Origin of the sequence: Sphingomonas sp. Leaf28 (assembly GCF_001421685.1) — a bacterium.
Taxonomy (GTDB): domain Bacteria; phylum Pseudomonadota; class Alphaproteobacteria; order Sphingomonadales; family Sphingomonadaceae; genus Sphingomonas; species Sphingomonas aurantiaca.
Genome location: NZ_LMKX01000001.1, coordinates 285,619 through 306,241, shown reverse-complemented (window position 1 = coordinate 306,241; position 20,623 = coordinate 285,619). Strand labels below are relative to the sequence as shown.

17 protein-coding genes, 1 tRNA gene and 3 pseudogenes are annotated in these 20,623 nt (G+C 67.7%); 8 read left to right on the top strand and 13 right to left on the bottom strand.

Features of this window, described 5'->3' with window-relative positions; translation table 11 throughout:
• The first annotated feature begins 54 nt into the window (after positions 1-54).
• Together ASE79_RS01445 and ASE79_RS01440 are read left to right on the top strand one after the other, a co-directional pair.
• Positions 55-705, top strand: coding sequence for a BON domain-containing protein (locus tag ASE79_RS01445; protein WP_056411137.1), 651 nt, complete (start codon positions 55-57; stop codon positions 703-705).
• A 1-nt stretch (position 706) separates the two neighbouring features.
• On the top strand, positions 707-1,420 hold the full coding sequence (locus ASE79_RS01440) for a VIT1/CCC1 transporter family protein (RefSeq protein ID WP_156359481.1): 714 nt from the start codon (positions 707-709) through the stop codon (positions 1,418-1,420).
• 10 nt (positions 1,421-1,430) lie between these two features.
• Here ASE79_RS01440 and ASE79_RS01435 read toward each other — a convergent pair whose 3' ends face one another.
• On the bottom strand, positions 1,431-2,768 hold the full coding sequence (locus tag ASE79_RS01435; protein WP_056411135.1) for a metal-dependent hydrolase family protein: 1,338 nt from the start codon (positions 2,766-2,768) through the stop codon (positions 1,431-1,433).
• Positions 2,769-2,898: 130 nt separating this feature from the next.
• A complete protein-coding gene (locus ASE79_RS01430) occupies positions 2,899-3,660 on the bottom strand; it encodes a FadR/GntR family transcriptional regulator (RefSeq protein ID WP_056411134.1) in 762 nt (253 codons plus the stop codon).
• Between the two features lie 181 nt (positions 3,661-3,841).
• Between ASE79_RS01430 and araD1 the strand changes: the two genes are divergently transcribed.
• Genes araD1 through ASE79_RS01415 form a run of 3 tightly spaced genes read left to right on the top strand, consistent with a single transcriptional unit; the run spans position 3,842 to position 7,330 of the window.
• The gene (gene araD1 / locus ASE79_RS01425) at positions 3,842-4,834 is read left to right on the top strand and encodes an AraD1 family protein (protein WP_056411132.1); all 993 of its coding nucleotides are present in this window, start codon (positions 3,842-3,844) and stop codon (positions 4,832-4,834) included.
• Between the two features lie 2 nt (positions 4,835-4,836).
• A complete protein-coding gene (locus ASE79_RS01420) occupies positions 4,837-5,763 on the top strand; it encodes a Gfo/Idh/MocA family protein (protein ID WP_056411130.1) in 927 nt (308 codons plus the stop codon).
• A 7-nt stretch (positions 5,764-5,770) separates the two neighbouring features.
• A complete protein-coding gene (locus ASE79_RS01415) occupies positions 5,771-7,330 on the top strand; it encodes an alpha-N-arabinofuranosidase (protein WP_056411128.1) in 1,560 nt (519 codons plus the stop codon).
• Positions 7,331-7,373: 43 nt separating this feature from the next.
• On the opposite strand, the gene ASE79_RS01410 is transcribed toward ASE79_RS01415, so the two are convergent.
• Positions 7,374-8,336, bottom strand: coding sequence for an alpha/beta hydrolase (locus tag ASE79_RS01410; protein ID WP_056411126.1), 963 nt, complete (start codon positions 8,334-8,336; stop codon positions 7,374-7,376).
• Between the two features lie 236 nt (positions 8,337-8,572).
• On the opposite strand from ASE79_RS01410, the pseudogene ASE79_RS21995 reads away from it, so the two are divergent.
• Positions 8,573-9,301: pseudogene (locus tag ASE79_RS21995) on the top strand (polyketide synthase); the annotation flags it as partial.
• 189 nt (positions 9,302-9,490) lie between these two features.
• On the opposite strand, the pseudogene ASE79_RS21990 reads toward ASE79_RS21995, so the two are convergent.
• Positions 9,491-11,173 (bottom strand): annotated as a pseudogene (locus tag ASE79_RS21990) (acyltransferase domain-containing protein); the annotation flags it as partial.
• On the opposite strand from ASE79_RS21990, the gene ASE79_RS21525 reads away from it, so the two are divergent.
• Complete coding sequence (locus tag ASE79_RS21525) at positions 11,120-11,362, top strand: hypothetical protein (protein WP_235516774.1); 243 nt, start codon at positions 11,120-11,122, stop codon at positions 11,360-11,362. The pseudogene ASE79_RS21990 and the gene ASE79_RS21525 sit on opposite strands and share 54 nt — an antisense overlap.
• A pseudogene (locus ASE79_RS21985) lies at positions 11,359-11,670 on the top strand (ketoacyl-synthetase C-terminal extension domain-containing protein); the annotation flags it as partial. The gene ASE79_RS21525 and the pseudogene ASE79_RS21985, both read left to right, overlap by 4 nt.
• 21 nt (positions 11,671-11,691) lie before the next feature.
• Here the strand turns inward: ASE79_RS21985 and ASE79_RS01400 are convergent.
• The 9 genes from ASE79_RS01400 to ASE79_RS01360 all read right to left on the bottom strand — a co-directional run bounded on the left by ASE79_RS01400 (position 11,692) and on the right by ASE79_RS01360 (position 20,553).
• Positions 11,692-12,756: a polyketide synthase gene (locus ASE79_RS01400; protein WP_056411121.1), complete on the bottom strand. Its 1,065-nt coding sequence runs from the start codon at positions 12,754-12,756 to the stop codon at positions 11,692-11,694.
• A gap of 197 nt (positions 12,757-12,953) precedes the next feature.
• On the bottom strand, positions 12,954-13,277 hold the full coding sequence (locus tag ASE79_RS01395) for a hypothetical protein (RefSeq protein ID WP_151992137.1): 324 nt from the start codon (positions 13,275-13,277) through the stop codon (positions 12,954-12,956).
• Between the two features lie 205 nt (positions 13,278-13,482).
• Positions 13,483-14,235 carry a 4'-phosphopantetheinyl transferase family protein gene (locus tag ASE79_RS01390; RefSeq protein ID WP_056411115.1) on the bottom strand — a complete coding sequence of 251 codons (753 nt, stop codon included), beginning with the start codon at positions 14,233-14,235 and terminating at the stop codon, positions 13,483-13,485.
• Between the two features lie 336 nt (positions 14,236-14,571).
• Positions 14,572-14,647: transfer RNA gene (locus tag ASE79_RS01385), tRNA-Lys, on the bottom strand.
• Positions 14,648-14,803: 156 nt separating this feature from the next.
• Positions 14,804-15,910: a rod shape-determining protein RodA gene (rodA, locus tag ASE79_RS01380; RefSeq protein ID WP_056411114.1), complete on the bottom strand. Its 1,107-nt coding sequence runs from the start codon at positions 15,908-15,910 to the stop codon at positions 14,804-14,806.
• A gap of 10 nt (positions 15,911-15,920) precedes the next feature.
• Positions 15,921-17,993 carry a penicillin-binding protein 2 gene (mrdA, locus tag ASE79_RS01375; RefSeq protein WP_056411111.1) on the bottom strand — a complete coding sequence of 691 codons (2,073 nt, stop codon included), beginning with the start codon at positions 17,991-17,993 and terminating at the stop codon, positions 15,921-15,923.
• Positions 17,990-18,520, bottom strand: a complete 531-nt coding sequence (mreD, locus tag ASE79_RS01370) for a rod shape-determining protein MreD (RefSeq protein WP_056411110.1) — start codon at positions 18,518-18,520, stop codon at positions 17,990-17,992. Before mreD ends, mrdA begins: the two co-directional genes overlap by 4 nt.
• A gap of 10 nt (positions 18,521-18,530) precedes the next feature.
• Positions 18,531-19,403, bottom strand: a complete 873-nt coding sequence (gene mreC, locus ASE79_RS01365) for a rod shape-determining protein MreC (RefSeq protein ID WP_056411108.1) — start codon at positions 19,401-19,403, stop codon at positions 18,531-18,533.
• 106 nt (positions 19,404-19,509) lie between these two features.
• Entirely contained in the window at positions 19,510-20,553 is a 1,044-nt protein-coding gene (locus ASE79_RS01360; RefSeq protein ID WP_055878614.1) for a rod shape-determining protein, read from the bottom strand.
• Between the last annotated feature and the right edge of the window lie 70 nt (positions 20,554-20,623).

The following is a 20,623-nucleotide window of genomic DNA, read 5'->3' as shown; positions in this document are numbered from 1 at the left end:
TAGGGTTGCGGGCCTCGGTACGGGACTGCCCGCGCCGCGCTTTGGGAGAGTGTCATGTCGCACGACGCAAGACTGCAAAAGGCCGTGCTCGCCGAACTGAACTGGGATCCCAGCGTCCCCGCCGGGCATATCGGCGTGACCGCGAACAACGGCGTCGTCACGCTGAGCGGCCATGCGGGCAGCTATGCGGCCAAATACGCCGCCGAACGCGCCGCGGCGCGCGTCGACGGCGTCAAGGCGGTGGTCGAAGCCATCGAGGTGCAGCTCGAGGATCGCTTCAAGCGCGGCGACGAGGCCATCGCCAGCGCGATCGTCGAGCGGCTGTCCTGGGATACGACGATCCCGCACGACAGCGTGAAGGCGCAGGTCGAGGATGGCTGGGTCAGCCTGCGCGGCGAGGTGCGGTGGCATTTCGAGAAGGACGCCGCCGAAGCGGCGGTGCGGCCGCTGGCGGGCGTGGTCGGCGTGATCAACCACATCACGCTGAAACCGCGCGTCGACGTGACCGATGTCAGCAACGATATCCGGACCGCGCTGCACCGCTCGTGGTTCTTCGATGGCGACACGATCAAGGTGTCGGTGGATGGGGGCACGGTGCGGCTGACGGGGTCGGTCGATTCGCCGCACGACCGGATGGTCGCCGAGCGCACTGCCTGGGCCGCGCCGGGTGCGGTGAAGGTCGAGAACATGCTCGAGATCGTCTGAGGTGCGCGCGCTGTCGTCGCACCGCGAACGCCATGTCGCCGACCGGATCGGCTGGCTACGCGCCGCGGTGCTCGGCGCCAATGACGGGATCGTCTCGACCGCCAGCCTGATCATCGGCGTCGCGGCGGCGTCGGTGCAGGCGGCCGGCCAAACGAGCGCCATCGTCATCGCCGGAACCGCCGGGCTGGTCGCGGGCGCGATGTCGATGGCGGCGGGCGAATATGTCTCGGTCAGCGCGCAGGCGGATACCGAGAGCGCCGAACTCGCGCGCGAACGGCGCGAACTGATCGACGATCCCCGCGGCGAGCTGGCCGAGTTGGCGGCGATCTACGTCGCGCGCGGGGTGCATCCGGACACCGCCACCGCGGTCGCCACGCAGCTGATGGCGAGCGACGCGCTCGGCGCGCATGCCCGCGACGAGCTCGACATCACGCCGGGTGCACGCGCGCGACCGGTGCAGGCGGCGTTCGCGTCGGCGGCCAGCTTCACGGTCGGCGCGGCGTTGCCGTTGCTCACCGTGTTCGTCGTGCCGGCGGGATCGCTGATCTGGGCGGTCGGCGCAGGATCGCTGCTGTTCCTGGCGTTGCTGGGCGCGGTCGGCGCGAAGACCGGCGGCGCGACCGTCTGGCGCGGGACGGCACGCGTCACCTTCTGGGGCGCGTTCGCGATGGCGGCGACCGCGGCGATCGGTCACCTGATCGGCGGCGCGGTGTGATCCGCGCCGTTTAGCGCAGATCCCCGGCCGGTGACTTTGCGACGACGCCGCGGTGCATGACGAAGGTCACGTGCTCGAGCTGCGTGACGTCGGTCAGCGGCGAGGTCGCGACGGCGATGATATCGGCGGTCTTGCCGGGCGCGAGCGTGCCGATGTCGCTGCGGCCGAGCAGGTCCGCGGCGCCGACGGTCGCCGCGGCGATCGCCTGGGTCGGGGTGAGGCCGTTCTTGACCATCACCGCGAACTCGGTCGCGTTGTCGCCGTGCTTCGACACGCCGGTATCGGTTCCGAACGCGATCTTGACCCCGGCGGCGTAGGCGCGGCGGTGGCTGGCGGCCATCGCGGCGGCGGCTTCCTCCGCCTTGACGATCGTCGCCGGCGGCAGCGCGCCGCCGCGCGCCTGCGCGAGTGCGGCGACCGGTGCGATCTCGGTCGGCACGAGATAGGCGCCCTTGGTCTTGAACAGCCGGATCGTATCGTCGTCAAGGAACGTGCCGTGCTCGATCGAATCGACGCCCGCCTCCAGCGCCGCCCTGGTCCCCTCGGCCGCATGGCTGTGCGCGGCGACCTTGCGGCCCAGCGCATGCGCGGTCTCGATGATCGCGCGCATTTCCTCAGGGGTCATCGCGCGGCCCAGCCCGCCGCTGACGTTGGAGAGCACGCCGCCGGTCGCGGCGAACTTGATGACGCGGGCGCCCATCGCCACCTGCGCGCGCACCGCGCGGCGACAATCGTCGGGGCCGTCGCACAAATTCACTTCCTTGGCATGGACCATCTCGGCGAACTCCTCGGCAAGGCCGTTGCCGCCATCGCCATGCCCGCCGGTGACCGAGATCATCTCGCCGGCGTTGGTGATGCTCGGCCCCTCGACCGTGCCGGCGTCGATCGCATCGCGCAGCGCGCGGATGCCGCGCGGGTCGCCGCCGAGATCGCGGACCGAGGTGAAGCCGGCGGTGAGCGTCGTCCGGGCGTTGGCGACCGCGGTCATCTCGTCGTCGAACCGGTCGCGGTTGAGCGCCTCGAGCCGCGCGCGCAGAGGATCGCCGCCGATACCCCAGAGATGGACGTGCATGTCGACCAGCCCCGGCAGCACGAACGCATTGCGCAGATCGACCAGCGTCGCGCCCGTTTCGGGGGCGACGAAGCCATCGCGCAGCGCGACGACCTTGCCGTCGCGAACGATGATCGTGGTGTTGCCGCGCGGCGCCTGGCCGGGCCGATCGAGCAATGTTCCGGCGTGGATATAGGTGATCGTCGCGGGCTTGGCCTGGCCCAGCGCCGGCATAGCAACGGTCATCGACGCGGTCATCGCAGCAGCGGCCAACAGACCGATCACACGTGCCTTCATGGTTATTCTCTCCCCCGTTTGCGCCATGTTTGCCGAAGCGCGACGCGGCCGCAAGGGGCGCGGGGAAGGTTAGTGACCGTCCAGACGGATGTCTCGACGAATAGTATGACAATTTATGGTACGGGCCGCATCAGCGCGCCATTGCCAGCTTGGTATCCTCCAGCGCGAGATCGACCAGCGTCCGCATCGCCGTGCTGGCCGCGTTCGCGTCGCCCGCGGCGATCGCTTCATAGACCAGCATGTGATCGGGGAGCGGGTTGCGGGGGAGGGCGCGCCCGCGTTGCTTGAACTGCGTAGTCCAGTTGACCGCGGCGCCGATACTGGCGCTCAACACGATCAGCGCATCGTTGCGCGTCGCGGTCAGCACCGCGTCGTGAAACTCGCGATCCGCCGCGCGGCCGGCTTCGGTGGCCAGCGTCAGCCGGCGCATCGCCGCGAGCGAATCCTTCATGACCTTCAGATCGCTGCGCTCGCGACGTTCCGCGGCGAGCGCGGCGGCGGCGGGCTCGACGATCGCGCGCAGTTCGAACAGCCCGCGCACGAAGGTGATGTCGGGTTCGCCCGCAAATGCCCAGGCGAGCACGTCGGGATCGAGCAGGTTCCAGCGGCTGCGCGGCAGGACTCGCGTGCCGATCTTCGGGCGGCTTTCGACCAGCCCCTTGGCGGTCAGGACCTGGACCGCCTCGCGGTAGGCGCTGCGCGAGACGTCGAGCGTTTTGGAGAACTCGACCTCGCCCGACAGCGTGTCGCCGGGGGCATATTCTCCCGACAGGATCGCGGTGCCGAGCTTGTGCGCGACCGCGCCGTGCAGCCGCCGGCCGGTGCCGCGGGGAACGCGCGCGATCGGCGTTTCGTCTTCGCCATTGCCCTCAATAATATCGATGTCCGTCATAGCGCGTGCTCCCTGAACTCGGCGTAACAGCCCCTGCGCAATCAAGGAACGACAAAGATTGCCAAAGCCCGGGCGCGCTTATATGTCGGAGTATACAGGCGCGGGGGCGACGGCGGCCCTGCTGCCTGACCGAAGGATCAAAGGCGAACCGTAACGACGGCGCGCTGCGGAGGAGAGACTGATGACCTTGCGCTTGTTGCAGCATGTTGGCGTCGACGGCGCGCGATCGGTGATCGCGGCCACCGAGACGGGGGCGGCGTTCGTCATCGGCGTCGACAGCGTTCGCGCGCTGGCGGAGCGCGCGATTGCCGCGGGCAGCGATCTGGCCGCCGCGGTCGCCGCGTGCGGGACGGGGGCGAGCGTCGATATTGCTGCCGAGCTTGCCGCGGGGCGGCTGACCTCGCCGATCGATCATGGCGATCCGGCGCATCTGATCATGACGGGCACCGGCCTCACGCATCTCGGCTCGGCCGAGGGGCGCGACAAGATGCACCGCGCCGCCGCGGACGCCGAGAAGCAGACCGATTCGATGCGGATGTTCCTCGAAGGCGTCGAAGGCGGGAAGCCGGCGGAGGGCGCGCGCGGGCAGCAGCCCGAATGGTTCTACAAGGGCGATGGGTCGGGGCTGGTCGCGCCGGGGGCGGCGCTGACGATGCCCGATTTCGCGCAGGACGGCGGCGAGGAGCCCGAGCTGGCCGGCATCTATCTGATCGGTCCGGACGGCACGCCGTTCCGCGTTGGCGTGTGCCTCGCCAACGAGTTCAGCGATCACGTGACCGAGCGGCACAATTATCTGTGGTTGGCGCATTCGAAGCTGCGCCAGGCGTCGCTCGGGCCCGAATTGCTGGTCGGCACGCCGCCTGCACATATCGAGGGTATGAGCCGGATCCACCGCGACGGCGAGGTCCTGTGGGAAAAGCCGTTCCTGTCGGGTGAGGCCAACATGTCGCACAGCATCGCCAATCTCGAGGCGCATCATTTTAAATACGACCTGTTCCGGCGTCCCGGCGACGTGCACGTCCATTTCTTCGGCACCGCGACGTTGTCGTTCGCCGATGGCGTGGCGACGCGCGAGGGCGATGTGTTCGAGATCGAGGCGGCACCGTTCACGCTGCCGCTGCGCAACACGCTGACCAAGGCTGCGCCGCAGCCGGTCGCCGTGAAGGCGCTGTGAGCATGGCCGCTATCCGCATCGCGGTCGTCGGCATGGGCAAGATCGCGCGCGACCAGCATCTGCCGTCGATCGCGCGCAACGCCGATTTCGACCTCGTCGCGAGCGTCAGCCCGCGCGATCCGGGCGTCGACGGCATCGCCAATTTCACGTCGCTCGACGCGCTGCTCGCCGAGGGGCCGGCGATCGACGCGATCGCGCTCTGCACGCCTCCGCAGGTGCGGTACGAGCTGGCGTCGATGGCGCTCGCCAGACGCGTGCACGTATTCCTCGAAAAGCCGCCCGGCGCGACTTTGGCCGAAGTCGATGCGCTCGAAGCGCAGGCCGCCGAAACGGGAACGACGCTGTTCGCCGGTTGGCATTCGCGGTTTGCGGCAGGCGTCGCGCCCGCCAAGGCATGGCTTGCCGACAAGCGGATCGAGCGCGTGTCGATCGTGTGGCGCGAGGATGTGCGCGTCTGGCATCCGGGGCAGGCGTGGATCTGGGAGCCGGGTGGGCTCGGCGTGTTCGATCCGGGGATCAACGCGCTGTCGATCGCGACCGAGATCCTGCCGCAGCCCTTCTTCCTGACGTCCGCTACGCTGTCGACGCCCGCCAACCGCGCCGCGCCGATCGCCGCCGATCTGGCGTTCCGGACCGCCGCTGGCGCGCCGGTGACGATGGATCTCGACTGGCGGCAGACCGGCCCGCAAAGCTGGGACATCGTCGTCGAGACCGATGCGGGCACGCTGAGCCTCGCCAAGGGCGGCGCGGTGCTGACGCTGCCGAGCGGCACGGTGCACAACGACGATGAGGAATATCCCGGCCTCTACACGCGCTTCGCCGCGCTGGTCCGCGATGGCCGCAGCGACGTCGACACGACCCCGTTCACACTCGTCGCCGACGCATTCCTGCGCGGCACCCGCAATTCGGTGGAGGCCTTCGATGATTGAGCCAAGAATGACCCGAACTCTGAAGGGCCTGGCGGGTGCGTTGCTGTTGTCGAGCGCGGGTATCGCCACCGCGCAGACCGCCGCCCCGGCTCCCGCGACGACGCTGACGGTGCATGCCGACACGCCGGGGCCGACCTATGATCGGCACATCTTCACGCAGTTCGCCGAGCATCTCGGCAACGGCGTCTATGGCGGGCTGTGGGTTGGGCCGAACTCGAAGATTCCCAATGTCCGCGGCTTCCGCACCGACGTCGTCACCGCGTTGCGCGGGATCGCGGTGCCTGCGGTGCGCTGGCCCGGCGGGTGCTTTGCGGACGAATATCACTGGCGCGAGGGGGTCGGCCCCAGGGGCAAGCGCCCGGTCAAGATCAACACCAACTGGGGCGGCGTTACCGAGCCCAATGCGGTCGGCACGCACGAGTTCATGGACCTCGTCGAACAGCTCGGCGCGCAGGCCTATATCTCGGGCAATGTCGGCAACGGCACGCCGCAGGAAATGGCGGAGTGGGTCGAATACATGACCTCGCCCGCGGGGACTTTGGCCGACGAGCGCGCGAAGAACGGCCACAAGGCGCCCTGGGCGGTGCCGTTCTTCGGGATCGGCAACGAGCTATGGGGCTGTGGCGGCAACATGCGTGCACCCTATGCCGCCGACGTGACGCGCCGCTATGCCACCTTCATCAAGGCGCCGGCGGGCACCAAGGTCACCAAGATCGCAAGCGGCGCGAACTCGGCCGACTATGCCTGGACCGAGACGATGATGCGCGAGGCCGGCGATCAGGTCGATGCGCTGTCGATGCATTACTACACGGTCGCGGCACCCTGGGAGCACAAGCTGTCGTCGACCGTGTTCGGCGAGGAGGAGTGGGCGCACGTGCTCGCCGAGACGCTGCGGATGGACGAGATGCTGACCAAGCACAGCGCGGCGATGGACAAATATGATCCGCAGAAGAAGGTGTGGCTGGCGGTCGACGAATGGGGCACCTGGTATGCGCCCGATCCGGGGACCAATCCGGGGTTCCTGCGCCAGCAGAACACGCTGCGCGACGCAATGGTGACCGCGGTCAACCTCAACATCTTCGCCAAGCATGCCGATCGCGTGAAGATGACCGCGATCGCGCAGATGGTGAACGTGCTGCAGGCGATGATCCTGACCGACGGCGCCAAGATGGTGCTGACGCCGACCTATCACGTGTTCGCGATGTACAAGCCGTACATGGACGGCACCGTGCTGCCGATCGACATTGCCTCGCCCTGGTACAACAAGAACCAGTGGACGATGCCCGCGGTCAGCGCGTCGGCGGTGCGCGGGAAGGACGGCATCGTGCGGATCGCGCTGGCCAACCTCGATCCGAACAAGGCCACCAGCGTCTCCGCGACGCTGCCCGGCGTGACCGCGCAGGGCGTCACCGGGCAGGTGCTGACCGCATCGACGATGACCGCGCATAACAGCTTCGAGACGCCCAATGTCGTCGCGCCGACGGCGTTCGACGGCGCCCGGTTGAGCGGCGGAACGCTGGCGGTGACGCTGCCGCCGATGTCGGTGGTGATGCTCGAACTGAAATGACGGGGAAGCGCCCGCCGGACTAGCCGGCGGGCGCTTGGCTAGCCTATGGGCGTGCCGGCTTGAGAAGCTCGTGCATCGCCATCCAGCGCGTGAATTCGTCGAACCACCCGGTGCTCGTGGTCGGTTTGGGGTACATGCCGAAGCCGTGGCCGCCCTGTTCGAACAGGTGGAACTCGACCGGACGCTTCGCCGCGCGCCAGCTTTCGATCAGCCCGAACCCGCCGGTGCCGAAGAACGGATCATCGGCGGCCAGCGCGACGAACATCGGCGGTGCATCGGCGGGGACCGTCATCGCCGCCAGCGGCCCGTAGATGTTGCCGATGAATGCGGGCTTGGCATCGCCGCCGGCGACCGTCGTCGCCATCGTCAGCATCGCGCCGGCGGAAAACCCGACCATGCCGATCCGCGCGGGGTCGATATGCCATTCGCCCGACCGGCGACGCACCAGCGCGAAGGCCGCGCGCGCATCGGCGATCTGCGGCGCGAGGCCGGCGATCATCGCATCGGGGCGAAGCCGCGGCGGTCGCGCGCCGGGGGCGAACATCTCGGCCATCGACCGCTCGAACGCGGGCATCGCGACGGGGGTCGGGTTCAGCCGATATTTGAGGACGAACGCCGCCACGCCCCTGGCGGCGAGCGCGCGCGCGACGTCCCATCCTTCGTTCTGCATCGACAGCGTCTTGAACCCGCCGCCCGGCGCGACGATCACCGCGGTACCCGTCGCGGTGGCGGCATCGGGCAGGAACGGCGTCAGCGTGGCGAGCGTGACGTTGCGCGTGAACACGCTGCCATATTGACTGTGCCACGCTTCGGGCGCGGTCGCGTCGGGCAGTTTACCGGTGTCGAGCGCGATCGCATCGGGCTGTGCAGGCGCCGCGATCGGCACCATCTTGTCGTTTTGCGCGGAGACTGGCGCCGCCAGCAGCAGCGCGGCGGCAATCCCGATCCAGCCCGGGCGGGCGCGCGCACCCCGACCGGTCGCGGTGACTCTCGGCGCACGAATCATGCTCGCTCTCCCCTGTGTTATATTGTTGATGCGGACAATAAAGAGAGCGCTACCATTGTCCAATACTAAGCGTATCCGGGTCCAAACTCTTCCAGAATGAATGTGATTTCGGGATCCTGCTCTACGAGACCTCCACCAGAATCAAGAAGCGTGAAGAAATGGATGCATCTGCGCGTGGATGGTCCCGATCCGCATGCAATGAGGCCTTACTGACCTAGGTGTGGAAGGCGGGGGGCATGTATTACCGTCAAGTATCGGACGAGGTTCGTGCTGTTCCCGCCGATGGGGATAGTATCGCTATCGTCGGTATGGCGTGCCGCTATCCTGGCGGCTGTGACGATCCGGCGGGTTTGTGGCAGATTCTCGAACGGGGTGGTTCGGCGGTACGGCCGGTGCCGGCTGGGCGCTGGCCGGAAACGCCCATCGCGATGAAGGACGCTGTGGGCCGGTTCGGCGGCTTCCTCGATGCGTCGTTTCCCGAACATTTCGATGCTGCGTTTTTCGATATGTCCCCGGCCGAAGCACGCGCGCTCGATCCGCAGCAGCGGCTGCTGCTCGAGGTCGGCTGGCGCGCGCTTGAAGCCGCGGGGATCGTCGCGGATCCAGAGGCCGGACGCGACATCGGCGTGTTCGTCGCGATCAGCACGGCCGATCATCAGGGGCGCGGGTTGTGGTATCCCGGCGCTGGTACCGATTCCTTTACCGCGACCGGGGCATCGTTCGCGGCGGCGGCAGGGCGGCTGTCCTACAGCTTCGGTCTGACCGGGCCGAGCCTCGCGGTCGATACCGCCTGCTCCTCCTCGCTCGTCGCGCTGCATCTCGCGCGCCAGGCGATCCGCAACGGAGAGTGCGAGGCGGCGCTGGTGCTTGGCGTCAATGCCTTGCTGCGGCCCAATCTGTTCGCGTGTCTCGAAGCGATGAACCTGCTCGCGCCCGACGGCGTCTGCCGTGCATTCGATGCGGCCGCCAGCGGCTATGTCCGCGCCGAGGGAGCGGGGGCGCTCGTGCTCAAGCCGCTCGACGCGGCGCGACGCGATGCGAACGCCGTCCTGGCGCTCTATCGTGGATCGGCGATCAACCAGGATGGCCGCACGGCAACGCTGACCGCGCCGAGCAGCGTTGCCCATCTCCTGGTACAGCGTCGCGCGATCGGTCCGCTTGAGCAGGAACCCCTCGATCGCCAGCACCGCCTCGCCTTGCGCGGTGCACGCCAGAAGCTCGGCCTTGACCACTTCGCCGCCCACCTCGACCCGGCTATGGCAGAAGAGCGGCTGGTCCAGGCTGCCGTACAGGGCGACCCGAGCCATGTGCAGCGGGATCAGCACGCTATCGCCGTCGAGCAGATGGCCGGCGGATCGCTCGCATGCCGGCAGGACGGTCTGCAGCATCGAATCGATCAGTCCCGGATGGATCGCCTCGCCATCGATCGGCTGTGGTGCGACGATCCGGCACAGCGCCTCGCCATCCCCCTTGGCGATCTCGCGGATGCACTGGAAGTTCTCGCCGGTCTTGTAGCCGAGCGTCTCGATCAGCGCGTAAAACTCCGCGGGTGCCATCTGCGCGGTGCAACGGCGGCGGATCGCGTCCAGGTCGACCCGATCGGGCCTGCCCGGCATCGCCGTCATGCGGCCTTCCGAATGGACGGTCCACACGTCTCCCGGTGCGTCGACCGCCTGGCTGGCCACGGTGTACACCGGCGCGGGGTCCCCCGTCATGCCAAGCTGGACCAGTCGCGGCGCGGCCGCCTCGATGACGAGGGGCGCGGTAAAAGACACATCCTCCAGTCCGCGACCATGCCCCGCTGCGGCAAAAGCCATCGACAGATGCGCGGCGGCAGGGGAGATGATCACACCGAAGATCTGGTGCTCCACCAAAAACAACGGCGCCTCCGCGGTGAACAGCGCCTGATAAAGCGCAGCCCCGCTCGGCAACAAGCGCGAATGGATGCGCTGGCCGAGATACGGATGCGCATGACCCGCGCTCACGATCGGCGCATGGCGTCCGGCATCAACGATCGGCGCGCGATAATAGCGCGTCCGCTGGAAGGGATAGGTCGGCACCGCCACTCGCGCGCGATGGCGGTGATAGACCGCTTTCCAGTCGATATCGACGCCGCTGGCGTAAAGCCGCGCGAGGCTTTGCAGGGTCGAGCGGCGGTCATCGTCCGCCCCCCGCACGAGCGTACCCAGGAACTGGCGCCCTTCCGGATCGATCGATTGCTGCGCGAGCCCGGCCAGCACGGGCGCCGGGCCATATTCGAGAAACTGCGACACGCCGTCTTCGGCCAGCGCGGCGGCGGCGGCGGCAAAGCGCACCGTTGCACCAATCTGCCCTGTCCAATAGTCGGCGCACGCCATCTCGTCGGGGCCTGCGCGGCGGCCCGTGACGGTCGAGACGATCGGCATGCTCGCGCTCCCGAACGGGCGCGCGGCGACGCCTGCAAAGTCCGCGACCATCGGCTGCATCAGCGTCGAATGAAACGCATGCGACACGCGCAGCGGCTGCGCGCGGATGCCGCGCTGCTCCAACTCCGCGAGCAGCACGCGCACCGCCTCGGCCGGGCCGGAAACGACGACATCGTCGGGCGTATTGACCGCGGCCAGCGAAATATCCGTGCTGGACGTGAGGAACTGCGTGATCTTCTCCTCGCTGGCGAAGACCGCCGCCATCGCGCCGCCGTCGGGAAGTGCCTGCATCAGCCGGCCCCGCGCGCATACCATCTCGATCGCGGCGTCGAACGAGAGGATGCCGGCGACGTGCGCCGCGGCGAATTCGCCGATGCTGTGACCGCACACGACCTGCGGCACGACGCCCCAGGATTCCAACAGCCGATACAGCGCCAGCTCGACCGCAAAGAGCGCCGGCTGCGCAAACCCCGTCTGCTGAAGTTCGGCATCGCTCGCGCCATCGCCATAGAGCAGATCGACCAGCCGCCGTCCGAGGCGATCGGCGAGCCGCTTGAGGACCACCATGCCCCCGCCTTCGCCGCGGCCATACCGAAGCGGCAGCGGGGATTGCGGGAGTGATCAAGGCGGTGCTGGCGATCCGCCATCGCACGCTGCCGCCCAGCCTCCATTTCGACACGCCCAATCGCCACATCGACTGGGCCCGATCGACGCTGTCCGTCGTCGCGACGGCAACAGCTTGGCCCGAAACCGATCATGATCCGGCAGTCGGCGTCAGTTCGTTCGGGCTCAGCGGCACCAACGCACATGTGATCGTCACCGCCGCGCCCGTATCCGAGCGGGCGCCCCCCTCGCCTCGCCTCCCCTATCGGCTCGACGCGGCGGGCGGATCGCCACGCGGCGTCACCGACGGCATCGAGGCGCTGCTCGAGGAGGAGTTGCGCGCCGAATTATGGGGCGATCCCGATTTCTTCTACGAGCGCGACTATTGCCTGTTCCGCGACGCAAAGGCCGGGCTCTACGCCCCCACCCTCGCCGCCGGTCTCGCTGCGTTCGATGCCACGCGGGAGTCCGTTGGGGGCGGTGAGCCCGTTGCTGCGACCATCATGATTGACCGCGGACCCGGCGAGGACGCCGTGGATGAGGTCGCCATCGCGCACCGCGTCGCTCAGTCGCCTGAGCACGACGAGCCCGCAGCCTTCGCCACGGCCATAGCCGGTGGCGGCATCGTCGAACGCCCGGCTGCGACCGTCTGCCGCCAGCGCCTTGACCTTGCACAGTGCGACGCTGCTGTCGGGGGACAGCATCAGGCTGACGCCCCCGGCCAGCGCGACGTCGCAGTCCCGCTGGCGCAGCGCCGTGATTGCCGCATCGAGTGCGACCAGCGACGAGGAACAGGCGGTGTCGAGCGTGATGCATGGGCCGCGCAAATCGTAGAAATAGGACAGGCGCCCCGCGGCGGTGCTGAACATCACCCCGGTACCCGAATAGGCCGTGATACGCGCAGGATCGCCCGAATGGACGTGCGCCTGGATGTAATCATAGTTCGACAGGCCGATAAACACGCCGGTGCGGCTGCCCGCGAGTCGACGCACGTCGATCGCGGCGTCTTCGAACGCTTCCCAGCTGACTTCGAGCAGCAGGCGTTGCTGCGGGTCGAGCGCTTCGGCTTCGGCCGGCGTGATCCGGAAGAAGGCGGGGTCGAAGCTGCGGACGTCGTCGATCAGCGCGGCTTCGCGGACGTAGATGTGGCCCGGCGCATCGGGGTCCGCGCTCCACCAGCGATCGAGATCTAACCGGTCCACGGGTATCTCTGCCACGGCATCACCGCCGCGTTCGAGCAGGGTCCAGAATCGTTCGGGATCATTGGCGCCGCCGGGAAAGCGGCAGCCCATGCCGACGATGGCGATCGGCCGCTCCAGCGCGCGCGCCGCCTGATCCGCCGTCAGCGCCCTTATGTGCGCCGACGCTTTCCGCAACGCTTCGACGTAGTGATCGCGGCTCGCAGCATCCATGGCGACACAGCCCCTCCCCTGAGACAAGGATCGATTCGGTGATCGGGCCGGCGCTTGACCGGGTTGCGAAAGGTGAAAGCGGGCTAAAGGCGCGATCGTCAGCCGCGCTCCGATCAAGCCCGTGGGCTCTTCCTAGGCGGTGAGCCGTCCCACCCTGGCCAGCGCGGTCGACGCTGCTGGCCAGGGGCAGGGGGGCATTAGTTCGCCGTCTTGGTCGCGGTGCCGGCGTTCTTGGGCGCGTCGAAAGACGGCATGATGTCCCGCACGCTCGTCATCATGCTCGTGCCGGTGGTCGCCAGCTTGTACGAGTTGATCCGCAGGCCGATGGCGGCGAGGCCGGCGAGGAGCGGGGAGAGTGGTGCGAGAACCGCGATCGCGACACCGGTACCGACCAAGGTTCCGAGACCTGCGCCGATATTCCCCGCGATGATGTTGCTGGTGCCCGGAATCAGGACTTCCCCGGCAACCAGAGCAGTCCGCGCCAGGGCTGTGTTACCGTCCATTGTTTGCGTGCTAGCCATTTGCTGTCCTTTCAATAGGATAAACGCGACATCTAACGATTCCAGCAACCGTAGCGGCTACTGATGACTTCGTATCATCGCGCTTCGAAGATGGCAGCATGAGTCGCAGTCAAAATAGATCGAAACGCCGCAGATATGGATGAACCAAATCAGCAAGTACTTGTGCATGCGAAGCAAGTGCTACGTCTACCGTGCAAAATCGTACTCACTTGAATGTGACGGTGCCGAGCGGGCCTTCTGCGACCAATGCGGCCCTGTAGTCTGCCCCGCACCACGTCATTACCGACCAGCGCCGTGCTGCCGAATCGTCATCCGGGTCACGTATCGTCTCGGCGCCGCCAAGCAATGCGCTGCATTCCAACAATGTCGGGGAGCGGGCGAGGCCTTCGCCCCGTGCCTTGAGATAGGCCTCCTTGCGGGTCCAGGCGCTCAGGAAGAGCTCCAGCCGATCGTCCGGCGTGCAATCCGTGAACACGCGATATTCGGCCGGGCTGAGAACGATCGCCGCGACCCCGTCGAGATCGTGCATCGGACGGACATGCTCGATATCGATACCGATGGCGCGCTGCCGGGTAACCGCGACGAGCGCATGCTGCCCCGAATGCGCCACGTTGAACTGAACGCCGGTCAGGTGGCAGGGATCGCCCAGCTGGGGTTTGCCGAATGTGCCGGTGCAGAGCGGCACCCGGTCCGCGGGGAGGCCGACATATCCTGCGAGGATATGGCGCAGCGCCGCGCGCGCGATCGTGAACGCCGTGCGGTCGCGCTCGAAGACGAACCGTGCAGCGCGCGCACGCTCCGCCGCGTCGAGCACGTCCGCTGCCGCAACGACATCCGCACTGCCTGCGTCGAGCGATATCGTCCAGACGTCGATGGCGGAGAGTGCTTGTCCCGCCGCATCGGCGAGGATCGCGGCGCCAGGGGCTGGTGGTCGGAACGGCGTTGCGGATCGAAGCATACGCGGTCGCACCTTTCAGTCCCCGCCCCGCGATAGGACGTCCTGCCGATGATGCCGCCAAGCTACAGGCGGCTGCATCGTGGAGTCTAGCCTGCCGGCACGGTATCGGCCCTGATTCATGCGGTGCCTACACCGTGCCGCTACCCCGGGTCACGATCGACGCGAACCATGGCGGCGAGTGCGAGTACGGCCCGACTGTGCGATCGACCCACCGACTGTTTCGTGAGAATTGAGGTAACGGCTTTCGGGTAGCCGTTCGCACTTGAGAGCGCGCGCCCTACGCTGGACGGGGGGCTGCACGTAGCAACCGCTCGGTAATTCATCGTTTAAGGAGAATGGTGGACGCACTTGGGCTCGAACCAAGGACCCGCTGATTAAGAGTCAGCTGCTCTACCAACTGAGCTATGCGTCCATTCCGGGGCGGTTTTTAGTGGCGCCCTGGTGTGGCGCCCCGCTGCTGGAGGCGCGCTGTTAGCAGACTCATCGGGGGCCGCAACCCCTTTTTCGTCGATCCGAGTCCATTTTCGTCAAACTCGGCATATTTTTGCAGATTAAACCGATTTTCGAGTCACCAGCCGACCGTCTTGCGGTTCTGCCGGTCGATCGACATCAGGATGCCCAGGCACAGCAGCACGGTCATCTGCGCCGAGCTGCCGAAGCTGACCAGCGGTAGCGGGATGCCGACGACGGGGGCGAGGCCCATCACCATCATCAGGTTGATCGCGACGTAGAAGAAGATCGTCGTCGACAGCCCCGCCGCGGTCAGCCGGCCAAAGCGGGTCTGTGCGCGCTGGCCGACCTCGATGCCCCAGCGGATCACCAGCAGGAAGGCGAGGATGAGCAGGCAGCCGCCGACCAGCCCCCATTCCTCCGCCATCGTCGCGAAGACGAAGTCGGTATGGCCTTCGGGGAGGTAATCGAGATGGCTCTGCGTGCCCTGGAGGAAGCCCTTGCCCCAGATCCCGCCAGACCCGATCGCGATCTTCGACTGGCTGATGTGATAGCCGGTGCCGAGCGGATCGCTTTCGGGATCAAGGAAGATCAGGATGCGGTTGCGCTGATAGTCGTGGAGCAGGAAGTTGATCGACAGCGGGATCGCGATCGCCGCAGTGATCGCGCCGCCGACGAACAGCCGCAGCGGGATGCCGGCGAGGAACATGACGGTCGCGCCGCCCGAGCAGATCATCAGCGCGGTGCCCAGATCGGGCTGCTTCATGACGATCGCCGCGGGGACGCCGATCAGCAGCGCGGCAGGCCAGACGCCGCCGAACCGCCGCGTCTCGCCGGGCGGGAGCATGTCGTAGAATTTCGCGGCTGCCAGCACGATCGCAGGCTTCATGAATTCGGAGGGCTGCAAGCGGATGAACCCGAGATCGAGCCAGCGCTGCGAGCCGCCCGAAACCTTGCCGAGAATCTCGACCGCGATCAGCGACAGCACGATGAGCGCATAGGCGGGGAGCGCCACCGCCTTCCAGCTGCGCTCGGGGATGTAGGAAAGGCCGATCGCGCCGGCGAGCAGCACGAAGAAGCGGATTCCCTGCGACAGCGCCCAAGGCCGCAACGAGCCGCCCGCGGCGGAATAGAGCACGACCTGCCCGAAACAGCCGATCGCGACGACCAGCAGGATCACGAGCCAGGGCAGCTTTGCGAGCGGTTCGGGGACGATCCGGTTCATCGGCGGCTGGTCATGGCTGGCGGTCCCTCGAATCGTCTTCGGCCACGCTCGCGCCGGGGGCGGTGAGCGCTTCCTGCGTCGCGTTGGCCAGGTCGGTGGCGTTCGCGACCGCGGGCGCGTCGCTCGGCACGATCGCGTCGGTCTTGGTGGCGATCGCCGCGGGCGGCGCGGATTGCGCCTTGCGATAGGTCTCCGCGGTCGCGGCCATGCGCGTGCGGATGTCGCCGCCCCAGGTCGGTTCGACCTCGGCGAGCGATTTCAGCGCACGCTCGCGGTCGAGCATATAGGTCATGATGTCGCGGCCGATCATCGGCGTGTCGAGGTTGCGCACGGTATGGCCGTTATGCTCGAGCACGACCGCGAGCGCATAGCGCGGGTTGTCGGCGGGGGCGAAACCGATGAACAGCGCGTGATCGCGCATCTTGAACGGCAGCTGCCCGTTCTTGAGCACGCCCGAGCGCCGCTCCGCCATCGTGATGCGGCGGACCTGCGCGGTGCCGGTCTTGCCCGCGATCGCGACGCCGGGGATGAGCAGTTTCGCCGCACCGCCGGTGCCGCCCTGGTTGATCACCCCGAACATCGCGTCGCGGACGCGCGCGAGGTGCTCGGAATCGATCGCGAGGGCAGGGGAGTCGCGGTGGACATGGTCGGCCAGGATGCTCGGCTGTAACGCGCGCCCCGACGCCAGCCGCGCGGCCATCACCGCGAGCTGCAAGGGATTGGCGAGCACATAACCCTGGCCGATCGATGCATTCAGCGAATCCGCGACGGTCCAGTCATGCTTGTACTTCTTCAGCTTCCACGCCGGATCGGGGACCGTGCCGTAGCGCTGCGTCGAGAAGGGCAGGTCGAACTTCTGTCCGAGCCCCAGCGTGCGTGCGACGGGCGCAATCGCGTTGTAGCCGACCCGCCGCGCCATCTCGTAGAAATAGATGTCGCAGCTCTGCATGATCGCGTTCTTGAGATCGAGCGGACCGTGGCCGCTTTTCTTGTGGCAATGGAACACGCTGGTGCCGAGCCGCATCGCGCCCGAACAGTTCACGCGGGTCATTGGATCGACGCCGGCGTTCATCAGCGCGAGCCCGTTCATCGGCTTGACGGTCGAGCCCGGCGGATACAGCCCCTGCGTCACCTTGTTCATCAAGGGCACGTGGTCGTCGTCGCTCAGCATCTGCCATTCGAGATGGCTGATCCCGTCCGAAAAGCTGTTCGGATCATAGGCAGGCATCGACACCATCGCGAGCATCTCGCCGGTGCGGCAGTCGATCACGACGACCGACCCGGAATTGGTGCCAAGCCGCCGCGCGGCATATTCCTGAAGCCCCACGTCGATCGTGAGGCGCGCAGTCTTGCCCGGCACGTCGGGCTTGGTCGCGAGTTCGGCGACCAGCTTGCCGCGCGCGGTGACCTCGACTCGCTTGGCGCCGGCGACACCGCGCAGCTCGGTCTCGAGCATCTTTTCGAGCCCGTCCTTGCCGAGCTTGAAGCCGGGCGTGACGAGCAGCGGGTCGCGCGTCTTCTTGTACTGCTCGGCATTGGGCACGCCGACATAGCCGGTCAGGTGCGCGACCGCGGCGCCCGCGGGATAGCTGCGCGCGAAGCCGCGGGTGGGCGCGACGCCGGGCAGTTCGGGCAGGCGGACGCTGACCGCGGCAAACCGCTCCCAGTCGAGATTCTCGGCGACCTGGACGGGCTGGAAGCCGGCGGCGTGCTCGAGGTCGATCGCGATCCGTTCGACTTCCTCGGGCGGCAGCTGGAGGATGCGGCCGAGCAGCGGCAGCACGCGCTCCTTGTCGCGCAGCCGGTCGGGGATGATGTCGACGCGAAAATCGGTGCGGTTGTTGGCGATCGGCACGCCGTGGCGATCGACGATCCAGCCGCGCCGCGGGGGCAGCAGCGTCATGTTCACGCGGTTGCTCTCGGACAGCATCGTGTAGCGCTCGTTCTGCGCGACCGACAGCCAGGCCATCCGCCCCGCGAGCAGCAACCCGACGCCGCCTTGCGCCGCGCCCAGCATCCAGGCGCGGCGCGAGAAGCTGTACGCCTGCGACATCTCGGTGACGATCCGCGGCGTGTTCCTCATTCGGCACCGCGCTTGTTCTGGATCGCCGCGACGATGCGCGCGGCCAGCGGGAAGGTGAGGATGGTGACCGCGATCTGCGCGATCAGGATCGTGTCGACATGCGCACCGACCGGGACCGCGATGAACCGGCCGACGATGATGCACAGCGCGATCAGACCACTCGCGATCAGCCAGTCCTGCCAATGGTCCCGAAAGGCGAGACGCTGCTCGAGCATGTCGATCGCGACGAACGCGAGCGACCACATCAGCACCGCGCTGCCGAGCGGCTGGCCGCTGACCAGATCGTCGAAAAAGCCGAGCGGTGCGGCTGCCCAGGGCCGGAACGCGAACCGTGCGAGCAGTCGCCACGCCAGCAGCATGACGAACCCGAACGGGGGAAGGAGCGGGATCGTCGCGACCACCGGGATGATCGTGATCAGCGATCCCGCCATCACCGTCGCCCACGGAATTGCGCGCGCGCGGCTGGCGGGCAGCTTGGTCTCGAACGGCTTGTAATCGACGCTGTCGACGACGCGGGGGCGGCTCATCGCTCGGCGCTCACTGTTGTGCGATCGGGCGGGGCGGGGGGACGGGCATGAACACGTTCTCGACCAGCGCGAAATCGAGCGTGTCTGGATCGGCGAAGGTCCGTGCCATCACCGAATCGGAGCCCGCCTTGGCGACGCGGGCGACGGGTACGCCGGGGCCGTAGATGCCGCCGGTGCCGGTCGTCACGAACAGATCGCCCGCGTTGAAGCGCACGTTGGTCGCGTTGACCGAGCGGATGTCGACCATCCCGTCGCCGCGCCCGGCGGCGATCGCTGGCAGGCCGTCGCGCGTGCGGCGGACGGGGACGATGCTGTCGCCGTCACTGAGTAGCAGCACGCGCGCGGCGTTGGGCCCGGTCTCGACGACGCGGCCGATCAGACCGTCGGGGCCGCGCACCGGCATGCCGGGCTTCACGCCGTTCCATCGGCCAGCGTTGAGCAACGCGTAACGCCGACCGCTCGACGCGCTCGAGCTGACCAGCCGGGCGGTCACGACGGGTTCTGCCGCGCGGTCGCGGATCGCGAGCAGGCTGCGCAGTCGGCGATTGTCATAGGCGATCGTCCGCGCGCGCATCAGCAGCGCCCGCGTCCGGTCGCGGTCTGCCCGCAGCGCGACATTCTCCTGCTTCACGAAGAAATACTGGCCGATTGCCTCGGGGATGCCGGCGATGCCCGAGCCGACCGTCGCAAGCCCCGTCGACACCGGTGCCGTCACGCCTGCGACCCCCATCCGCAGCGCGGAGAAGGCGGGCGGATTGAAGGTCGACGCGACAAGCAGCACCAGGCCCACCACCGCACCAGCGACGGCGAGCACATAGCCCATGAACACACCATATTGCCGGCGCCGGGAAAACCCCGTGCGCCGGTCGCGGGCTGGCGCCATGCGCCTGTCCCCCTGTCTCGGGCGCCGCCGAAGCGCGGAGGGATATCCCCCCGCGACTCGGACGACGCGATTTCGTGTCCGCGTGTCTTAAAGCAAAACCAACCTGTTAGCCGCTCATCAGCACGCCGCGGAACAACGGATCCTCGAGCGCGCGGCCGGTACCGAGCGCGACGCAGGTCAGCGGGTCCTCGGCGACCGTCACCGGCAGCCCGGTCTCGTCGCGCAGCACCTCGTCGAGCCCCTGCAGCAGCGCGCCGCCGCCGGTCAGCACGATGCCCTGATCGACGATGTCCGCGGCGAGCTCGGGCGCGGTGTTCTCGAGTGCGACGCGGACGCCCTCGACGATCGTCGCGACCGGCTCGCTGAGCGCCTCCGCGATCTGGCCCTGGTTGATCTGGATCTCTTTCGGCACGCCGTTGACGAGATCACGGCCCTTGATCTGGATGATCATGCCGATGCCGTCGACCGGCGGCTTGGCGATGCCGACTTCCTTCTTGATCCGCTCCGCGGTCGCTTCGCCGATCAGCAGGTTATGGTTGCGGCGGACATAGGAGACGATCGCCTCGTCCATCTTGTCACCGCCGACGCGCACCGACGTCGTGTAGGCGAGGCCGCGCAGCGAGAGCACCGCGACTTCGGTCGTGCCGCCGCCGATGTCGACGACCATCGAGCCGATCGGCTCGGTGACGGGCATGTCCGCGCCGATCGCCGCCGCCATCGGCTCCTCGATCAGCCAGACCTGCGACGCGCCCGCGTTCGACGCGGCATCGCGGATCGCGCGGCGTTCGACCTTGGTGGAGCCCGACGGCACGCAGATTACGATCTCGGGCCAGCGCGCGAACTTGCGCGGCCCGTGCACCTTTTGGATGAAATACTTGATCATCTGCTCGGCGACGTCGATGTCCGCGATCACGCCGTCGCGCAAAGGCCGGATCGCCTCGATGTTGCCCGGCGTCTTGCCCATCATCATCTTGGCGTCGTCACCGACCGCCTTGACGCGCTTGATCCCGTTGATCGTCTCGACGGCGACCACCGACGGCTCGTTCAGGACGATGCCGCGGCCACGGACGTAGACGACGGTGTTCGCGGTGCCGAGGTCGATCGCCATGTCGTGCGACATGAACTTGAAGAAACGCGAGTAGAAGGCCATTCAATCAGGGTCCCGTAATCCTGGCCGCCGGACGGGCGGCATTTCGCACACATCATCTCGCGGGACCCGC